10 protein-coding genes are annotated in these 16011 nt (G+C 62.5%); 4 read left to right on the top strand and 6 right to left on the bottom strand.

The annotated features are described in order from the left end of the window. Positions 1 to 203 precede the first annotated feature (203 nt). Entirely contained in the window at positions 204 to 2261 is a 2058-nt protein-coding gene (locus ASU33_RS20530) for an alpha amylase C-terminal domain-containing protein (protein ID WP_059072656.1), read from the bottom strand. A gap of 147 nt (positions 2262 to 2408) precedes the next feature. Continuing rightward, positions 2409 to 4496, bottom strand: a complete 2088-nt coding sequence (locus tag ASU33_RS20525; protein ID WP_149867336.1) for an OmpA family protein — start codon at positions 4494 to 4496, stop codon at positions 2409 to 2411. Between the two features lie 54 nt (positions 4497 to 4550). On the opposite strand from ASU33_RS20525, the gene ggt reads away from it, so the two are divergent. Then, the gene (ggt, locus tag ASU33_RS20520; RefSeq protein WP_078063291.1) at positions 4551 to 6305 is read left to right on the top strand and encodes a gamma-glutamyltransferase; all 1755 of its coding nucleotides are present in this window, start codon (positions 4551 to 4553) and stop codon (positions 6303 to 6305) included. A gap of 415 nt (positions 6306 to 6720) precedes the next feature. Here the strand turns inward: ggt and ASU33_RS20515 are convergent, their stop codons facing one another. After that, entirely contained in the window at positions 6721 to 8202 is a 1482-nt protein-coding gene (locus ASU33_RS20515; protein WP_286130702.1) for a serine hydrolase, read from the bottom strand. A 182-nt stretch (positions 8203 to 8384) separates the two neighbouring features. Further along, entirely contained in the window at positions 8385 to 8729 is a 345-nt protein-coding gene (locus tag ASU33_RS20510; protein ID WP_059072654.1) for a hypothetical protein, read from the bottom strand. A 204-nt stretch (positions 8730 to 8933) separates the two neighbouring features. On the opposite strand from ASU33_RS20510, the gene ASU33_RS20505 reads away from it, so the two are divergent. Together ASU33_RS20505 and ASU33_RS20500 are read left to right on the top strand one after the other, a co-directional pair. After that, positions 8934 to 11852: a TIM-barrel domain-containing protein gene (locus tag ASU33_RS20505; RefSeq protein ID WP_059072653.1), complete on the top strand. Its 2919-nt coding sequence runs from the start codon at positions 8934 to 8936 to the stop codon at positions 11850 to 11852. 229 nt (positions 11853 to 12081) lie between these two features. After that, positions 12082 to 12537, top strand: coding sequence for a hypothetical protein (locus ASU33_RS20500; protein ID WP_059072652.1), 456 nt, complete (start codon positions 12082 to 12084; stop codon positions 12535 to 12537). A 50-nt stretch (positions 12538 to 12587) separates the two neighbouring features. Here ASU33_RS20500 and ASU33_RS20495 read toward each other — a convergent pair whose 3' ends face one another. Next, positions 12588 to 13502, bottom strand: coding sequence for a bestrophin family protein (locus tag ASU33_RS20495; protein ID WP_059072651.1), 915 nt, complete (start codon positions 13500 to 13502; stop codon positions 12588 to 12590). Positions 13503 to 13745: 243 nt separating this feature from the next. Here ASU33_RS20495 and ASU33_RS21970 point away from each other — a divergent pair, with 243 nt between their 5' ends. Continuing rightward, positions 13746 to 13958 carry a chromate transporter gene (locus tag ASU33_RS21970; protein ID WP_216818580.1) on the top strand — a complete coding sequence of 71 codons (213 nt, stop codon included), beginning with the start codon at positions 13746 to 13748 and terminating at the stop codon, positions 13956 to 13958. On the opposite strand, the gene ASU33_RS20490 is transcribed toward ASU33_RS21970, so the two are convergent. Further along, a complete protein-coding gene (locus ASU33_RS20490; RefSeq protein ID WP_059072650.1) occupies positions 13933 to 15942 on the bottom strand; it encodes a sensor histidine kinase in 2010 nt (669 codons plus the stop codon). The genes ASU33_RS21970 and ASU33_RS20490 overlap by 26 nt on opposite strands. Positions 15943 to 16011 lie beyond the last annotated feature (69 nt).

The following is a 16011-nucleotide window of genomic DNA, read 5'->3' as shown; positions in this document are numbered from 1 at the left end:
GGCAACCGTTCCCCGGCCTGCCATTGCGAGGGGGCACGACATTCTGCGCATCGAGCGGCGTCAATCCCTCCTCTCGTGGCACAAACGTTCAGCTCGCACCAACCGAAAACCGCACCGCCCGACTCCTGCTGCTAGGATTCGGGCGGTGCGGTTTTTAGCCTAGTAGCTTTTTGTTCAGTGCTGGGTGAACGTTTCCCTAGGTACTACTTCACCCGCTGCAACACTTGAGCGGTGCGGGTGGGCAAATACAGGCTTAGGAACGGCGTGCCGTGCTCGTCGGGTTGGGTGAAGTGCTTGATACCCGCTGTGATGCGCCCGAAGCCGCCGAACTGCGGCTCGTCGGAGTCAAGCACGGGTATGTAGCTGCCAGCGGTACCGGCGAAAAAATGGTAATCGGGCAGGCTGCGCTCGGGGTCGAAGTTGAACACGAACACCAGGCCGCCGCGCTCGAAGGCCATTATTTTATTGTCCTCATCGATGTGGAGCAGGCGGGCCGGGCCCGCGTTCAGGAAACGCGTGCGGCGCTCCAAAGCAATCATGGCCTTGTCGAACTGCAGCCAGGCGTGGTAGTACAGGTCGGGGTTGTCGGCCAACGACCACTGCCGGCGGGCGTGGTGGTGGCTCCAGTTGTTGCCTTGGCGCGGAAAATCGACCCACTCGGGGTGGCCGAATTCGTTGCCAATGAAGTTCATGTAGGCCTCGCCACCGGCACCTAGGGTAACCAACCGAATCATCTTGTGCAGGGCCACGCCGCGCACGGTTTCAATGTCGGGCGAGTTGAGGCGCGACATGCTGCTGTACACCCGCGCATCGAGCAGCCAGTGCGAGAGGGTTTTGTCGCCTACCAAAGCCTGGTCGTGCGACTCGGCGTAGGCCACCGTTTTTTCGCCGGCGCGGCGGTTGCTGAGTTGGTGCCACAAGCCGCCTAGGTTCCAGTCTTCGTCGCGCTGATGCTTTAGGGTCTTAATCCAGAAATCGGGCAGGCCCATACCTAAGCGGTAGTCGAAGCCGATGCCACCTCCTTTCAGGGGGCGCGCCAGGCCCGGCAAGCCGCTCATGTCTTCGGCAATCAGCAAGGCCGATTTCTTGCATTCCTTCACCAGCGCCGTAGCCAGCTGCAGGTACAGAATGGCGTCGTCGTCGGCTTCGGGGCCGAAGTACTGCGCGTACTCGGTGAAAGCCGTGCCCTCTCCGTGGTGGTGGTACAGCATGCTGGTTACGCCATCGAACCGGAACCCATCGAAGTGGAACTCCTCGAGCCAGTAGCGCAGGTTACTGAGCAAGAACTGCTGCACCTCGGGCCGACCGTAGTCGAATAGCAGCGAATCCCAGCCAGGGTGCTTGCCCCGCTCGCCCTTGTGGAAGTACAGGTTATCGGAGCCATCGAGGTTGCCCAGGCCTTCGGCTTCGTTTTTCACGCTGTGCGAGTGCACCACGTCCATCACCACGGCCAAGCCGCGGCGGTGCGCCTCGTTTACTAGGTACTTCAGGTCTTCGGGGGTGCCGAAGCGGGCCGAGGGCGCAAAGAAGTTGGCCACGTGGTAACCAAACGAGCCGTAGTACGGGTGCTCGGCCACGGCCATGAGCTGCACCACGTTGTAGCCATCGGCCTGAATGCGGGGCAGAATGTAGTCGGCAAACTCGCGCCAGGTACCTACGCGGCCTTCCTCGAGGGCCATGCCCACGTGCGCCTCGTAAATGAGCGGCTCCTTCACGTAGTTGTTCACTCGGAACTGCTGGTCCGTCCACTGAAACGGGTGCTCGGGCCGCCACACCTGGGCCGCAAAGTCTTTGCTGTGCTCATCTTGCACCACGCGGCGCACGGTGGCAGGCAGCCGGTCGCGCGCGCCGTTGGCGGCCACTATGTGCACTTTGTAGCGCGAGCCGTGCACCAGGTTCGGGAAGGTTTGCTCGCTCAGGAATACTTCCCACACGCCATCGGCGCGGCGCGCGAGCGGGGTGTAGTTCCTATCCCACTGGTTGAAGTCGCCCATGATGGACACGGCCTCGGCAGCCGGCGCCCACTCCCGGAACCAGTAGCCACGGCGGCGCGCATCGTAGTGCAAGCCGAATTGCTGATGGCGGCAAGCGTAGCGCGCCAAGGAGCCGCATTCGGCCTGGATTTCGGTTAGTCGCTGCTCAAAGCGCGCAAGCCGGCGCTGAATTACGTCGGCAAAAGGAGCCAGCCAAGGGTCTTGTTGCACCAAGGGCAGTTGCGGTTCGGCAGCAGTAACCGGGGCAGTAACTTCGGCAGTATCCATCGGAGCAGGCGTTTGGTTCGGAGCAAAGGTAAGCGCGTACCGGGGTGGTACGCGGGCGTGGCTTTGCCCGGCCAAGTTGTTAAAGAAACTGCGCAAATAAAACCACTGCTTTGCGCTCAGCTTCTCTTACTTACACTGCTGCACAGCTTATTCAACCACTACGAGCTCTACACGGCGGTTTTTGCGCCGGTTGTACTCGTTGTCGTTGGGCGCTACGGGTTTGCTGCCGCCGAAGCCCACGGTTTGAAGGCGCGCAGCCGCAATGCCCTGCCCTACCAAATACTGCTGCACGTGCTGCACGCGCTCTTCCGAGAGCTTCACGTTCAGCTTGGGGTCGCCTTGGTTGTCGGTGTGGCCCTCGAGGCGAATTTTTAACTCGGGGTTGTCTTTCAGCACCTGCACCAGCCGATCGAGCTCGGGCTGCGAGGTGGGCAGCAAATCGGGCTTGCTCTGCTGAAAAAACAAGTTGTTGAGCGCAATGCGCTGCCCGGCCGATAGCGGCGCAAGCAATATATCGCGGCTGATTTCGGAGTACTGTGCGTTGCTACTCAAGTCGAGGGGCTCGGTGGTGGGCAAGTAGCCGGTGGCGGTGGCGCGCACCACGTAGGTCGAGCCGCCGGGCAAGGTTAGCTGAAAGCGACCCGCCGTAGCCGCGCGGGCCTCGCCGGCGGCGGTGCCCTTGGGCTGCAGCTCCACCTTGATATCGGCTACTATGGGTTGATTGGTACGGGCATCGAGGGTGCGGCCGCGTACCAGAACAGTGGCTTTGGGGCGCAGCGCTGGTGGCAGGGCTACGCGGTAAAGGTCGTAGTTGCCGCGGTCGTTGGTGCCTACCAAAAAAGAATGGTCGCCGGAGGCTGTAACGGAGAAATAACCGTCGTCTTGCAGGGTGTTGATGCCCGGCCCTAGGTTCAGCGGTGGGCTCCACTTCGTCCAGGTTTCGTCGAGGCGCGTGGTCACGAAAATGTCGTCGCCGCCAAAGCCGGGGTGGCCGCTGGAGGCGAAATACAGCGTGCGGCCATCGGGCGCCAAGTACGGGGCGTAGTCGTCGCCGGGTGTGTTGATGGTACCCCCTAGGGGTTTGGGCTCGGTCCAGTCGCCTTTGGGCGTTTGGTGGCTCACGTACAAGTCGCACTTCTGCGGGTGCGTGGGCGCATCGAGTGCCAGCAGCATCACGTTGCCCGATGCGGCCAGACAGTAGTCGGCGCGCTCGGCGGCAGGTGGCAAAGCCCGAAAGCGCACCTGCTCAGGCGTGCCCCAGCTGCCATCGGGGCGGCGGCGCGCCACGGAGGCGCCGCGCTCGGGCCGGCTGCTGCCATCGGGCTTATAGAGGTTCATGAGCAAGGCCGTGTTGCCATCGGGCGTGATGCTTTCCACGGCGTTGTTGCCTTCGTTGTTGAGCGGTTTACCTAGGGGCTGCACATCGGCGTAGCGGCCATCGGGCTGGCGCTGCGCCACAAACACGTCGAGGTTTTGGGTAGTGCCTTGCTGCACATCGCGCGCAAAGTACAGTTGGCGGCCATCGGGGCTGACACGCGGGTTGGTTTCGCGTACGTCGGGCTCGTTGATAGCCACGCCTAGGTGCTCGCGCTGCATGGTAAGCGGCAGATCGGGCGCTAGCCTGATGCTGGCTTTGTGCCAGGCACGCAACCGATCGAGGCGCAGCTCGGCCTGGCGGCTGGCGTAGGGCCCTAGGTCGGTGCCGTAGGTGCGCAGCCCGGCTTGCTTCCACACCTCCGTGCCATCAATGTAGTAGCGGGCTTCGTTGCCGCGCACCAGCACGCGCAGGGTGTGCGGCTTGCCACCGGCGTTGCCCGGCACGGCAGTGGCCGGGCGCAGCTCTTCCCACTTGCCTTTTTGCCAACGGCCAATTACGTAGCTGCGGCCGTCGTTTTCGAGGGCGAATACGTTGCCATTATCGTCGTCGGCAGCGCCCCAAAACAAGCCGCCCCGCCCCTCGCCTTGCAGTTGCACAGTTGCCTCGAGGGCGTAGTCGGCTCCTAGGTTCAGGGGCAAGGTTTTCAGCTCCAGGCTCACGCCCTGCTGGTTGCGCACGCGGTAAGTGCCACCCTCGAGCGCGAAACTGCCATTGGCATCGGCGGCCACGCGCCAGCCCTGCCGGTTGTCGTCGAAGGTATCGTCGAGCAACAAATTAGGCGGCAGCGTCTGGGCCGAAGCGGCCGGCGCCAGCGCGCCAAGCAGAAACAGGAAGGGCAGACAGGAACGGTGGTGCATGGTGTGGCAGAGCGGAATCAGTAGCAAAAACACCAACAAACGTAATTTAGCTGCATGCTCCACCGCTCCTTACTTGCTCTGGGCCTGGCCGCTGTGCTGGTTGGCTCGCCCGCTTGCCAACGCCAACCGGCTGCCAACACTGCCTCCGCCGCTGCTACTGCCCTGCCGGCACCTAGGGCTGCGGCGCCCGTTACGGCCCGCCAGGCCATGGTGGTATCGGCGCACCCCGAGGCTACGCGCATTGGCCTGGAGGTACTGCGGCAAGGCGGCAACGCTTACGACGCAGCTGTGGCGGTGCAGTTTGCTTTGGCCGTGGCGCTGCCTGTGGCGGGCAATATTGGCGGCGGCGGCTTTGTGGTGTACCGCGCCGCCGATGGCTCGGTGGGCGCGCTTGATTTTCGCGAAAAAGCGCCGCTGGCAGCCACGCGCGATATGTACCTCGATGCCCAAGGAAACGTGCGCGCCGGCCTGAGCACGCGGGGCCACTTGGCCGCCGGCGTGCCCGGCACGGTGGCGGGTATGGTAGCGTTGCATCAGAAACTGGGTAAGTTGCCGTGGGCCGATTTGGTGCGCCCCGCCGCCGAGCTGGCTGCCCAAGGCTTGCAGCTAACGTCTAAGGAAGCAGCGGGGCTCAACTCGGTTCGGCCGCATATGCTAAGTGTTAATAAGCATGTGCCGACCTATGTCCACCCCGAAGGCCGCCCATGGCAACCCGGCGACGTTATCAAGTATCCTGAGCTGGCAGCGGCCTTAGGTCGGATTCAGCAAAACGGCCGCGCGGGCTTTTACCAGGGCGAAACCGCCCGCCTGTTGCTGGCCGAAATGCAGCGCGGCGGAGGCATCATCAGCCAGGCCGACCTCGACCAATACCAACCCGCATGGCGCGAGCCCGTGCGCGGCCGCTACCGCCAGTACGACATCATCAGCATGCCGCCGCCCTCGTCGGGGGGCGTGGCCTTGCTCCAGATGCTGCAGATGCTGGAGCCGTATAACCTCGGCCGCCTAGGTTGGCACTCCGCCGCAGGTGTACACCTTATTACCGAGGCCGAGCGCCGCGTGTACGCCGACCGCGCCACTTACCTCGGCGACCCAGATTTCGGCCAGGTACCCGTGGCGCAGCTACTCGATGCCAAATACCTTAAGCAGCGTATGCAGGGCGTTGCGCCAACCAGCGTGGCCACGCCCTCGGCGCAGGTAACGGCCGGTACAGGGCTACCCGGCTACGAGTCGGACCAGACGACCCATTACAGCATTGTAGATGCGCAGGGCAACGCGGTAAGCTGCACCACCACGCTTAACGGCGGCTACGGCTCGCTGGTAGTGGTGCAAGGCGCGGGCTTTCTGCTGAACAACGAAATGGACGATTTTTCGGTGAAGGCCGGCGTACCAAATATGTATGGGGTAATTGGCGGCACGGCCAACGCAATCGGGCCCGGCAAGCGCATGCTTTCGTCCATGACGCCCACTATCGTTACCGAAAAAGGCCAGGTGTGCTTAGTAGTAGGCACCCCCGGCGGCAGTACCATCATCACCTCCGTGCTGCAGGCTACGCTCAATGTGCTCGAATACGGCTTCGATCCGCAACAGGCCGTGGCGGCGCCCCGCCTGCACCACCAGTGGCTCCCCGACCACATCGACGTGGAAGAAGGCGCCCTCTCCCCCGCTGCCCGCACCGAGCTGGAGCGCCGCGGCTACAAACTAAACCCACGCAGCCCCTGGGGCCGCATCGATATGATTGAGCGGCGCCATGATGGTACCCTGGTAGGCGGCGCCGACCCACGCGGCGACGATACGGCGGCGGGGTATTAGCCAGCTTGTCTGCTTTTCCTCAGGTCTTTGTGCAGAGGCGCCAGCCGAACCGAAGGTCAGCGCAGCTAAGCATCTCGACAGATAGTCTATTTACTTTCCAGCGCCAAGACGCGAGATGTTTTGCTTTAAACTCGACATGACGCTTTTGTTCTAAGCAACCCTGGCGCGAGCCGTAGCGCTTTCAGCGCGCGACTCGCGCCGCCGCATGGGTGGGAGTCTCCGGACTCCCGGGCGTTGAACGATGCTACTTGGGCACCTGCGCGGTACGGGAGTCCGGGAACTCCCCGCCATCAAAAGGCACGAGTCGCGCGCTGAAAGCGCTACGGCTCGCGCCAGGAATACCTTCAGGAAGTAAAAAAGCCTCACCGGTTGTAGGCGAGGCTTTTTTACTTCCTGGAGGTCACGTTATGCTGCCTTAGTTTTTCAGGTACTCAGCGGCCGTCTTGTTTTGCGGGTTCAACTGCAAAGCCCGGGCGTAGTTCTGGGTTGCCAGCTTCTTGTTGCCCATCTCGGCGTAGGCTTCGGCCAGGCTGTCGTAGGTGTTGGCGCTGTTGGGGTACAAACGCACGTTCAACTGAAACACGGACAGGGCGTTGGCCATTTGCCCTTGCTGCATCAGGATATAGCCCCAGGCATTCACGTCGGCTTCGGTTAGCTGGTAATTGGGGTTTTGGCGCTTGGCTTTGCGCACCTCGGCCTCGGCGTGCTGGAAACCGCGCTGGCGCAACGTGCGGTGCAGGGCGCGCACCACGGGCGGCAAGCCAAAGCCATCGGCCGCGCGCATATCGGGAATGTAGCAGGCTGCCAGCTCGTCGACGAACCGCTCGGGGCTGGCGCCTTGCAGGTTGGTGAGCACAACAATGGCGAGGTCGTCGTGGGGGTACACGAACACGGCCGAGCGGCCGCCCCCAACGGGCGCCACGGCCGGGTGCTCGGGCCTGTCAACCGTGGGCCAACCTAGGGCGTAGCCGGTGAGCTTGCCGCCGAAGCTGCGCTGCGTACCGTCGTTGAGGCGGCCAGGCGTCCAGAGGGTGGTGATGCTGGCGGGTTGCAGCAGCTTGCCTTGTTGCAGGGCAATTACCCAGCGGGCCATTTCCTCGGCTGTGGAGCTCATGCCCGCAGCCGTGCGCAGCGAGGGCGGGAATACCTCGAACAAATTGCGCATCTGCTTGCCACGGCGCACCTGCCCATCAATGTACTGCGTGTAGGTGTAGCCTCGGGCCATGCGGGGCAGCACGTCGTGGGCGTCGCCGGCGGTGGTGCGGGGCATGCCCACTACCTCGAGCTGGCGCTGCCGGATAAACTGCGCAAAGGGCTGCCCGCTGAGCTTATCGATGAGCTTACCCAGGAGCAGGTAGTTGGTTTGGTTGTAGGCAAATTGCTGGCCGGCCGGGAAGTCGAGCGGTTGGGTTTGCACCTGCGCCCAGGCGGCCTTTTCGTTGTTTTCGGTGACCATCGCATCCTCGGGCATGATGTCGGGCAGGCCGGAGGTATGCGTAAGCAGCTGCCGCACCGTAACGGGGTGCCAAGCGGCGGGCAGCTCGGGCAGGTAGCGGCCAACCGGCGCGGCTACATCGAGCTTACCGGCCTCTACCAGTTGCATTACAGCCACGCCCACAAAGGCTTTGGTGATAGAGTTCAGGAAAAAGCGCGTTTGCCTGGTTACCGGCACCGAGTCCTGCACGTTGCTCAGGCCGTAGTTGCCCAACTTCACCACTTGCCCGTGGCGCACCACGGCCAGCTGCAAGCCAGGTATGCGCAATTGCTGCATGGCCTGTTTTACCAGCATATCAACGCTGTCGGCAGGTGCTTGTGTTTGCGCGGCGGCAGGGCTGCTCAGCAACAGAGCAAAAGCGCCACTGATTACAAAGGAGAATAGGCGGAAACGTTTTTTCACGGTGGTGGTGATAAGTAGGACTAAGTATGTAAGCTGCTTTGCAAGCGCTGAAGCGCACTTGCAGCTGGGCAGATGCTTGCCGATGGCGCACGGTTGCCCCAGCCGAATAATATATATTCGGCTTAATATTACCCTTAGTCTACCGGAACACCAGCTCCGTATACCAAAATCCCTAGGTGCTGCTACCGCAACTGGTTGGCCGCTCCATTAAGTGCATGGCTGAGCTGCTGCATGTCGCCGCTCGAAGCGCCGATGCTTTCGGCGGCACGCTCGGTGTACTCGGCCAGGGTTTGCAACGATTGGCGCACGCGGTCTTTATCGGGCGAGGCGGTTTGCAGCAGGTCGTTGAGCCGATCGAGCTCGGAGGCAATATCGGAGAGCTGCGTGTTGGTAGAGCGGCGCAGGGCCTGGGCCCATTCGCGGATGTATTGCTGGGCTTGCGGGCCTTGCTGCAGCAAGTCGGCCGATTGCAGGGCTTGCACGGTGGCGTTTAGTTGCGGAGTATTTTCACTTCCGGATGCTTGCATGACGGCTGGCTTAGGTTAGTTGCGGAACGTACCTAGGGCGTACGCGGGGCCAGCTTTATCGTTGTTACTGTTGTGGTTACGCACCAGCACCTGTACCTAGGCGCCGCCCCATCATCAAGTACTGCTCCAAGGCTTTTTGCGCGCCGTTCTGCCCAATGCGGCCCGAACGCGTATTTTGCTAGCTCAAGTATTCCTGCTCTGCCAATGCCTGCGCATTTCCGCCGCCTGTTGCCCTTGCTGTTTTTGTCAGCCGCCACCGCTGCCGTGGCCCAACGCGAAGGTGGCGGCCCGCCCGCCGACGACCCGTTTCAGCGGCCCGAAGCGCCCGTTAGCAGCATTGGTAACTACCAGAGCCACGCCCTGCAGGGCAAGGTGCTCACCATCCGCACCACTACCGGCGCCACCGTGCGCGTGCAGCCGTGGTTTGCACCCGGGGCCGGCTTCAGCGGCGAGGCCTACCGCGTCGATTTTTACCCCAGCGGCTCGCCCGCACCCCGCGACTCCTCGATAAGCCTGCGCTTGCAGCGGCCCATCACGGCGTTTAGCTCGGCGCCCGGCCGCGGCCAAGCCATTACGCAGCAGCCCAAACTGCAGCAATCGGCCGCTTCGCTGCGCGTGAACCCGCAACCCCTAGGTGGCTTGCTTGAGGTATTGGTGCAGAAGAGCCCGTTGCGCATCAGCTTTATGCGCGGCGCCGATACGCTCTTGGCCGATGCCGGTGGGCTGTACACGCGCCAAGCCAACTTTGCTACGGCCACCGGCGGCGCGGGCGTAAGCTTCCGCCTCAACCCCACCGAGCACCTTTACGGCACTGGTTCGCGCGCTTTGCCCGTCGATCGGCGCGGCCGCAAGCTCACGCTTTACAACGTGGCGCACTACGCTTACCAAAACGGCGACCCGCAGCTGAATACCAACCTGCCGGTGGTGCTGTCGTCGCGCGGGTATGGCCTGTTCTTCGACAACCACGCTCCCGGCACTTTCGACCTAGGCGCCACCGAGCCCAACGTGCTCCGCTACGACGGCGAAGGCCTCGAAAACCTGACGTATTACCTGCTGGTAGGCGAAGCCCCGCGCCCCAACCAGGGCTCGGCCGATGTAGAATCGCAGCCCTTTCAGCAAGTACTCGAAGCCTACACCACCCTCACGGGCACGCAGCCGCTGCCGCCCCGCTGGGCGTTGGGCCTGATTCAGAGCCGCTTTGGCTACCGCACCGAGGCCGAAACCGAAGGTATTGCGCGCAAGATGCGCGCCGGAGGCTTTCCCATCGACGGCGTGGTGCTCGACTTGTACTGGTTTGGCGGCACCAAGCGGCAGGGCGATTTTGCCTGGGATGCGCCCAACTTCCCGAACCCCATGCGCATGATGCGCCGCCTCGACTCGGCGGGCGTCAAAACCATCCTGATTTCGGAACCCTACGTAATGCGCACCTCCCGCAACGACGCGCTGGTGCGCAGCCGGGGCCTGGTGGGCCGCGACCAGAAAGGCCAGCCGTACACGGTGGAGTCGTTTTGGGCCGGGCCGGCTACGCTGCTCGATATGTTTCGGCCGGCCACGCGCCAGTGGATGTGGGAGCAGTACGACCGCCTGAAGCGCGACGGCGTGGGCGGCTGGTGGTTCGACCTGGGCGAGCCGGAAAACCAGCCCTTCGACATGGTGTACGACGGCGGCACTACCCGCCAGATTCATAACGCGTACGGGCAGGCTTGGGCTTCTATCCTAAGCGAAAACCATTACGCCAAGTACCCCAACGAGCGGCTGTTTTTGCTGGCCCGCTCGGGCTGGGCGGGCATGCAGCGCCACAGCGTATTCCCGTGGTCGGGCGATATTAACCGCTCGTGGAGCGGGTACCAGGCGCAGGTGCCCATTATGCTAGGCATGGGCCTTTCGGGTGTGGGCTACATGCACTCCGATGCGGGCGGCTTTTGCGTAGGCCCCTACGATGCCGAGCTGTACACGCGCTGGCTGCAGCACTCGGCCTTGTCGCCCATTTTGCGGCCGCACGGCGAAGGCGTTCCGCCCGAGCCCGTTTACTACCCCGAGCCCTACCAAAGCATTGTGCGCCGCTACGTGCGCCTGCGCTACTCGCTGCTGCCCTACCTCTACACCCTCGCCCACGACAACACCATTACGGGTGCGCCGCTGGCCCGCCCCATGAACTACGAGCACCCTACCGACGAACGCCTCGCCAACCTCAACGACCAGTACCTGCTGGGCCGCGATTTGCTGGTGGCGCCCGTAACGCAGCCCGGCCAGCGCCGCCGCAACGTAGTGCTGCCCACCGGCACCTGGGCCGATTACCACACCGGCACGCCGGTGCGCGGCGGCCAAACCATCGGTGCCTCGGCGCCCCTAGGTGATATTCCGCTGTTGGTGCGAGCTGGGGCGCTGCTGCCCATGGCGCAAGTGGGGCCCAACACCACGCAAGCCCCCACCGATACGCTGTACGTGCGCTACTACGCCGCTCCCGGCGTTAAATACTCGGAAAGCAAACTGTATGAAGACGACGGCAAAAACGCCCAAGCCCTGGCTGCCGAGCAGTACCGCCGCTGGGCCTTGCGCGCCAACAACACCGGCACCGAACTGCAGCTGACGCTAGGCACCGAGCTGTACCCCGGCAAAGGTTACCCCAACGAACCTGCCCGCCGCACCGTGCAGTGGTGGATACCTAGGGTAGCTGCCGCGCCCACCGCGGCTACGCTGAACGGGCAACCGTTGGCCTCGTCGGCGTGGCAGTACGATGCCGCCACGCGCACGCTGCGTATCAACACGCTGCAACAGCGCGGCCAGAACGTGGAGTTGGCCCTGCGCGGTGTGCGCCTGCTGCCCACCGAAACCGCCCAGCCCGACCGCTCGCCCGTGGCCTTTACCCTAGGTGCCGTGGCCGACCGCAGCACCAACAGCGGCACCGAGGTGCAGTACCAAGTACACACACCCGGCCAATATGCGGTGCAGGTACGCAACGCTGCCGGCCAAGTGGTGCGCACCCTCTTTGCTGATGGTACCAAGCCCGGCGAGCGTACGCTGCGCTGGGACACCCAAAACGACCAGAAGCAGCAAGTACCGGCTGGCGTGTACTACTTCGAAGCTCAAGGTCAGCGCCAGCGCATTTTGGTCATGCGCTAACCGCTTACCCAGCTCCCAGCAATTCAGCAGCCCCGCCCTCGGATACGTACCTAAGGCGGGGCTGCTTGCTTGGCTGTAGCTTGGGCTTTAGCCCGCATTTTCTCGAACGACTTACTTTGTTACGACATCGTTCGGCAGTATTCGTGCAGGCAAACGCGGGCTAAAGCCCACGCTACCTCGCTCGCCCAATACCATCATCAGAAACAGCAACAGCCTGCCCACTGTCGGCATGAAACAGAAAGTAAAGGAATGGCTGCGCCGCTATCTGCCCGCCGAGGTGCTTTCGGTGGTGGCTACGCTGGTGTGCGCGGCCTGGGCGCACTGGGCTATCGGCAACCGCCTTACTACTGCGCTAGCCGGCACCTGGGGCGGCAACGTGGCCTACTTCGGCTATATTTTGCTGATTGATGTGCTGCACGCCCGCCGCACCCGCCACGCCCACGGCAAAGCCTACACCGGGCGTACTTTCCTGAAAAACCTGCGGGCGCTGTTTGTGGAGTTTGGCGTGGCCGAGCTGGCCGACAGCTTCGTGATTCGGCCCGCGCTGATGTACGCACTACCGGCCATGATGGGCAGCCTTTCGGGCGGCATATTGCTGGCCAAGCTGCTGGCCGATGTTACGTTCTACGTACCGGCCATCATCAGCTACGAGCTCAGCAAAAAGCGACTGCGCAAGTTTCATTAGGGCAACTGTAGCGCAGGAACCCGTTGGGTACGCTGCCCTAGGGTTGCGCACTACATCAGGTAGTACGGGCCGGGCGGGTATGGTTTGGGCACATCGGTTTCGTGGAGCAGCTGGCGCAGGTTTATTTCGATGTTGCGCGCAATGGCCGTCACGGGGGTGTCGGTGGGCTTGTTGTTGAAGGGGTCCTGCAGGTAGCGGGCGGTGCGCTCGAGCAAAAAGTACGTGGAGGCCGTGAGCAGCAGCACCGGCACCTCCCACAGCCCAATGGTTTCTACCAGACCTAGGGACAACGTAAATAGAAACAAGTAAATAAAGAAGTACACCATCAGGCGGTAGCTCGTTGGGAAGATGGTGCTTTTGATGCGCTCAGCGGCGCCCATCGATTCCGTGAGGCGTACCAAGGTGGCATCGAGCTGAATTTGCTGAAAGGAATTGAGAAACTGTTGGTTAGCCAGGTCGCGCAGTTGCTGCACGTGCAACGCCATTATTGCCAAGGGCTTGTTGTTATGCGTCTTGGTGTAGGCCAACTCATGGTCGGTAAGCAGGCTCTGTATGCCATCGAGCGGATCGAGGCCGCGCAACGATTGGCCCAAGCAATAGGCCCAGGCGATTTGGCGGTAGGTCACAGCCTGCACCGGTGTGCGCTGATCGGGGCCTGGCACCTGGGCTTCGGGTTTCAGAAAGCTGCTGAGCTGCAGCACCAGTGAGCGGGAATCGTTTACGATGGCGCCCCAAATGCGGCGGGCCTCCCACCACCGGTCGTACGATTGGCTGATTTTAAACGCCAGCAGCAACGAAATTGAGCTACCCAGAATGGTTGGCAGCTGCAGCGGTACGGGCGGCAGGTAAGACCCGAATACCTCCTTGATCAGCTGAAATGCAAGGGAAATAAACAACACCCGCAGCACATCGGGCATGATGCGCCTAAAGATGTAGCGTATCGGCAACTTGGTTTCGAGCAGCATAGCGAATGGGCATGAACTTGCCCTGCCTGAGGGCACCTGCATGGCGCAGGGATTAAAACGGACTTCGGCGTACAACTACGTACTTCAGCGCCTTGTTGATAATCCGCCTGCGCACTGTATCGCCAGAAAGCGCCTGCAACAAACTGTTAATCAGATGATAACCACCTCGCTTTTTGGGCGTCATATATTGCTCGCTCCGTAATTCAGCATCTAACGTCTCAGCCACCCGGAGCGCGAACCACGTTGACTAAGCTGGCTTGGCTGTTCCTACGCCAAGGTGCCACCGCCTGTGGCGGACCTGCCGCTCACATAGCCCTGATGGAGGAAGAAGTGGTGCGTTGCCGCAAGTGTCTTTCGCCACAGCGCTTCCTGAATTTGCTGAGTGATGCCAACCTAGTTCCGGGGCCCAACAGCGGCCTGGGGCGCTGCTTTATTCCGCGTGTAGGTATACCCTGAACGTAGTTCCGACGCCTACCTGGCTTTGCACCTCCAGTCGTCCGCCAGCTTGCTCCACCAAGCGCTGCACCAGATACAAGCCTACCCCGGTGCCGGGTACATGGTCGTGGAAGCGGCGAAACAAGTGGAACATTTCGTGCCCGTGCCGCGCCAGATCAATGCCCAAACCGTTGTCCTGCACCACCAATACGGGTACTCCGTTCTCCAACTCGGTACGCACCACAATAATCGCGGGCCGGTTGGGGTCGGCGTACCTTACGGCGTTGCTGAGCAGGTTGTAGAGCACCGAGCGCAGGTTGGCGCGCACAAACACCACGGCCGACAGCGCCGAGAAATCGAGCTGCCACGTGGGTGGCGTTGTGCCTAGGTCCTGTACTGTCCGGATTACTTCCTCTACCAAGGGCTGCAGCTGCACGGGTTCGGGTGGCAAATGCTCGGCGTGGCGCTGCACGCGCACCACCTCGGCCAAGGCCTGAATGGTACCCAGCAACTGCTCCATGGCATCGGTTACCATGCCTTGCATGCGTTCGGCTTCGGGGTCGGCAAAGGTGGCGGTGCGCTTCAGCTCGGCAAAAAGGCCCATTAGGTTGTGCACGGGCTGCTTGAGGTCGTGCGAGGCAGCGTACACAAAGGTGTCAAGCTCGCGGTTGGTGCGGGCCAGCTCCGTATTCTGCACCTGCAGGGCTTCGCGGAGGGTGTGCTGCTCGTGCACATCGGTGCAGGTACCAAACCATTGGGCCTCGCCACTGGCCAACGAGCTGCTTAGCCGGCGGGCCTGCACCAAAAACCAGCGGTACTCGCCGGTGTGCCGCCGCATGCGGTATTCGCCCTCCAGCAAGTTGCTGCTTAGCCGCGCCTGCTGCCACTGCGTTTGGGCAGGGGCTTGGTCGTCGGGGTGAAGTAAGGCGAGCCAAGGGTGGCCGCACAGCTGCCCCGGCGCTAGGCCGGTGTAGTCGGTGGTGCGGCCGTCGCAGTATGTGAGGTGCCCGTCGCCGTCGGCGGCCCACACCAGCTGCGGAATGCTTTCCATCAGCACGCGGTACTGGGTTTCGCTGCGCTGCACCTGCTCCTGCAGTTCGCGCATGTCGGTTACGTCGGTATTGGTGCCAAACCAGCGCACAATGCGGTTGTGCTCGTCGCGGATGGGCACCGCGCGCGACAAAAACCACCGGAATACTCCGTCGTGGCGGCGCAGCGGAAAGGTGTCTTCCCACGGTTCGCCTGCGGCCAGGTGGCGCCGCCAGCTTTCGAGCACGTGCCCTAGGTGCTCGGGGTGGTGCACTTGCTGCCACTCCCAACCGCTCATCTGCTCGAAGGTGGTGCCGGTGTAGTCGTACCAGCGCTGGTTGTACCAACGAATGTCGCCGTTGGGCTCGGCCATCCAGGCCAGCTGCGGAATGGCGTTGGCCATGGTGCTGAACTCAGTTTCGCGTTGGCGTAGCTGCTCGTTGGCGGCGCCCAGCTCGGCGGTGCGGGCCTGTACTACCTGCTCCAGTTCGGTGGGCGTTTTCAGCAGCAGCGCCCTAGGTAGCACGAGCACCAAGGCCCACACTGTGCCCCACGAGGCAACGGCCGTAAGCAGCCGCACCAAGCCGCTGAGGCGGTAGAGTGGCACCCAAAAAATTATGGCGTCGATGAGGTGCGTGGCGCCGCAGGCGAAAATGAACAACCCGAAGGCCCAGAACAGACGGTCGAACGGAATGTCGCGCCGCTGCCGCACAAAGCTGATCAGCAGAAACGGAATGGTGAAATAGGCTGCCCAGATCAGCAGGTCGGACGCGATGTAAAGCCAGCCGTGGAAGTCCGTCCAGCGGCCGCAACGCCACCTCGCCGGAAAACCCGTTGGGTCGAGCAGCAAGGCAAAAAACTCCACTACTTGGCCGCCCAGCGTGGCCGCAGCAACTGGCCCGGGTGCCGGCACCAGCGCCCACATAACCACCGTCAGCAGAAGCGTTCCGGCCAACAGCCAGTACAAGTATTTCATAAGCAAACAGATAAATGCGCGAGCGGCCCGCAGTAAGGCTTGCAGCCGATCCTATTAAAGGTACACTGC

It is taken from the genome of Solirubrum puertoriconensis, from assembly GCF_001483135.1.
Classification (GTDB): Bacteria; Bacteroidota; Bacteroidia; order Cytophagales; family Hymenobacteraceae; genus Solirubrum; species Solirubrum puertoriconensis.
The sequence above is the reverse complement of the archived record's forward strand: the minus strand, read 5'-3'. Positions and strand labels throughout refer to the sequence as shown.

Excerpts from the sequence above, each read along its gene's own strand:
- ASU33_RS20500 (WP_059072652.1), top strand. The coding sequence starts at position 12,082 with ATGAAACAGAAAGTAAAGGAATGGCTGCGCCGCTATCTGCCCGCCGAG.
- ASU33_RS20495 (WP_059072651.1), bottom strand. The coding sequence starts at position 13,502 with ATGCTGCTCGAAACCAAGTTGCCGATACGCTACATCTTTAGGCGCATC.
- ASU33_RS20505 (WP_059072653.1), top strand. The coding sequence starts at position 8,934 with ATGCCTGCGCATTTCCGCCGCCTGTTGCCCTTGCTGTTTTTGTCAGCC.
- ggt (WP_078063291.1), top strand. The coding sequence starts at position 4,551 with ATGCTCCACCGCTCCTTACTTGCTCTGGGCCTGGCCGCTGTGCTGGTT.
- ASU33_RS20525 (WP_149867336.1), bottom strand. The coding sequence starts at position 4,496 with ATGCACCACCGTTCCTGTCTGCCCTTCCTGTTTCTGCTTGGCGCGCTG.
- ASU33_RS20490 (WP_059072650.1), bottom strand. The coding sequence starts at position 15,942 with ATGAAATACTTGTACTGGCTGTTGGCCGGAACGCTTCTGCTGACGGTG.
- ASU33_RS20530 (WP_059072656.1), bottom strand. The coding sequence starts at position 2,261 with ATGGATACTGCCGAAGTTACTGCCCCGGTTACTGCTGCCGAACCGCAA.
- ASU33_RS20510 (WP_059072654.1), bottom strand. The coding sequence starts at position 8,729 with ATGCAAGCATCCGGAAGTGAAAATACTCCGCAACTAAACGCCACCGTG.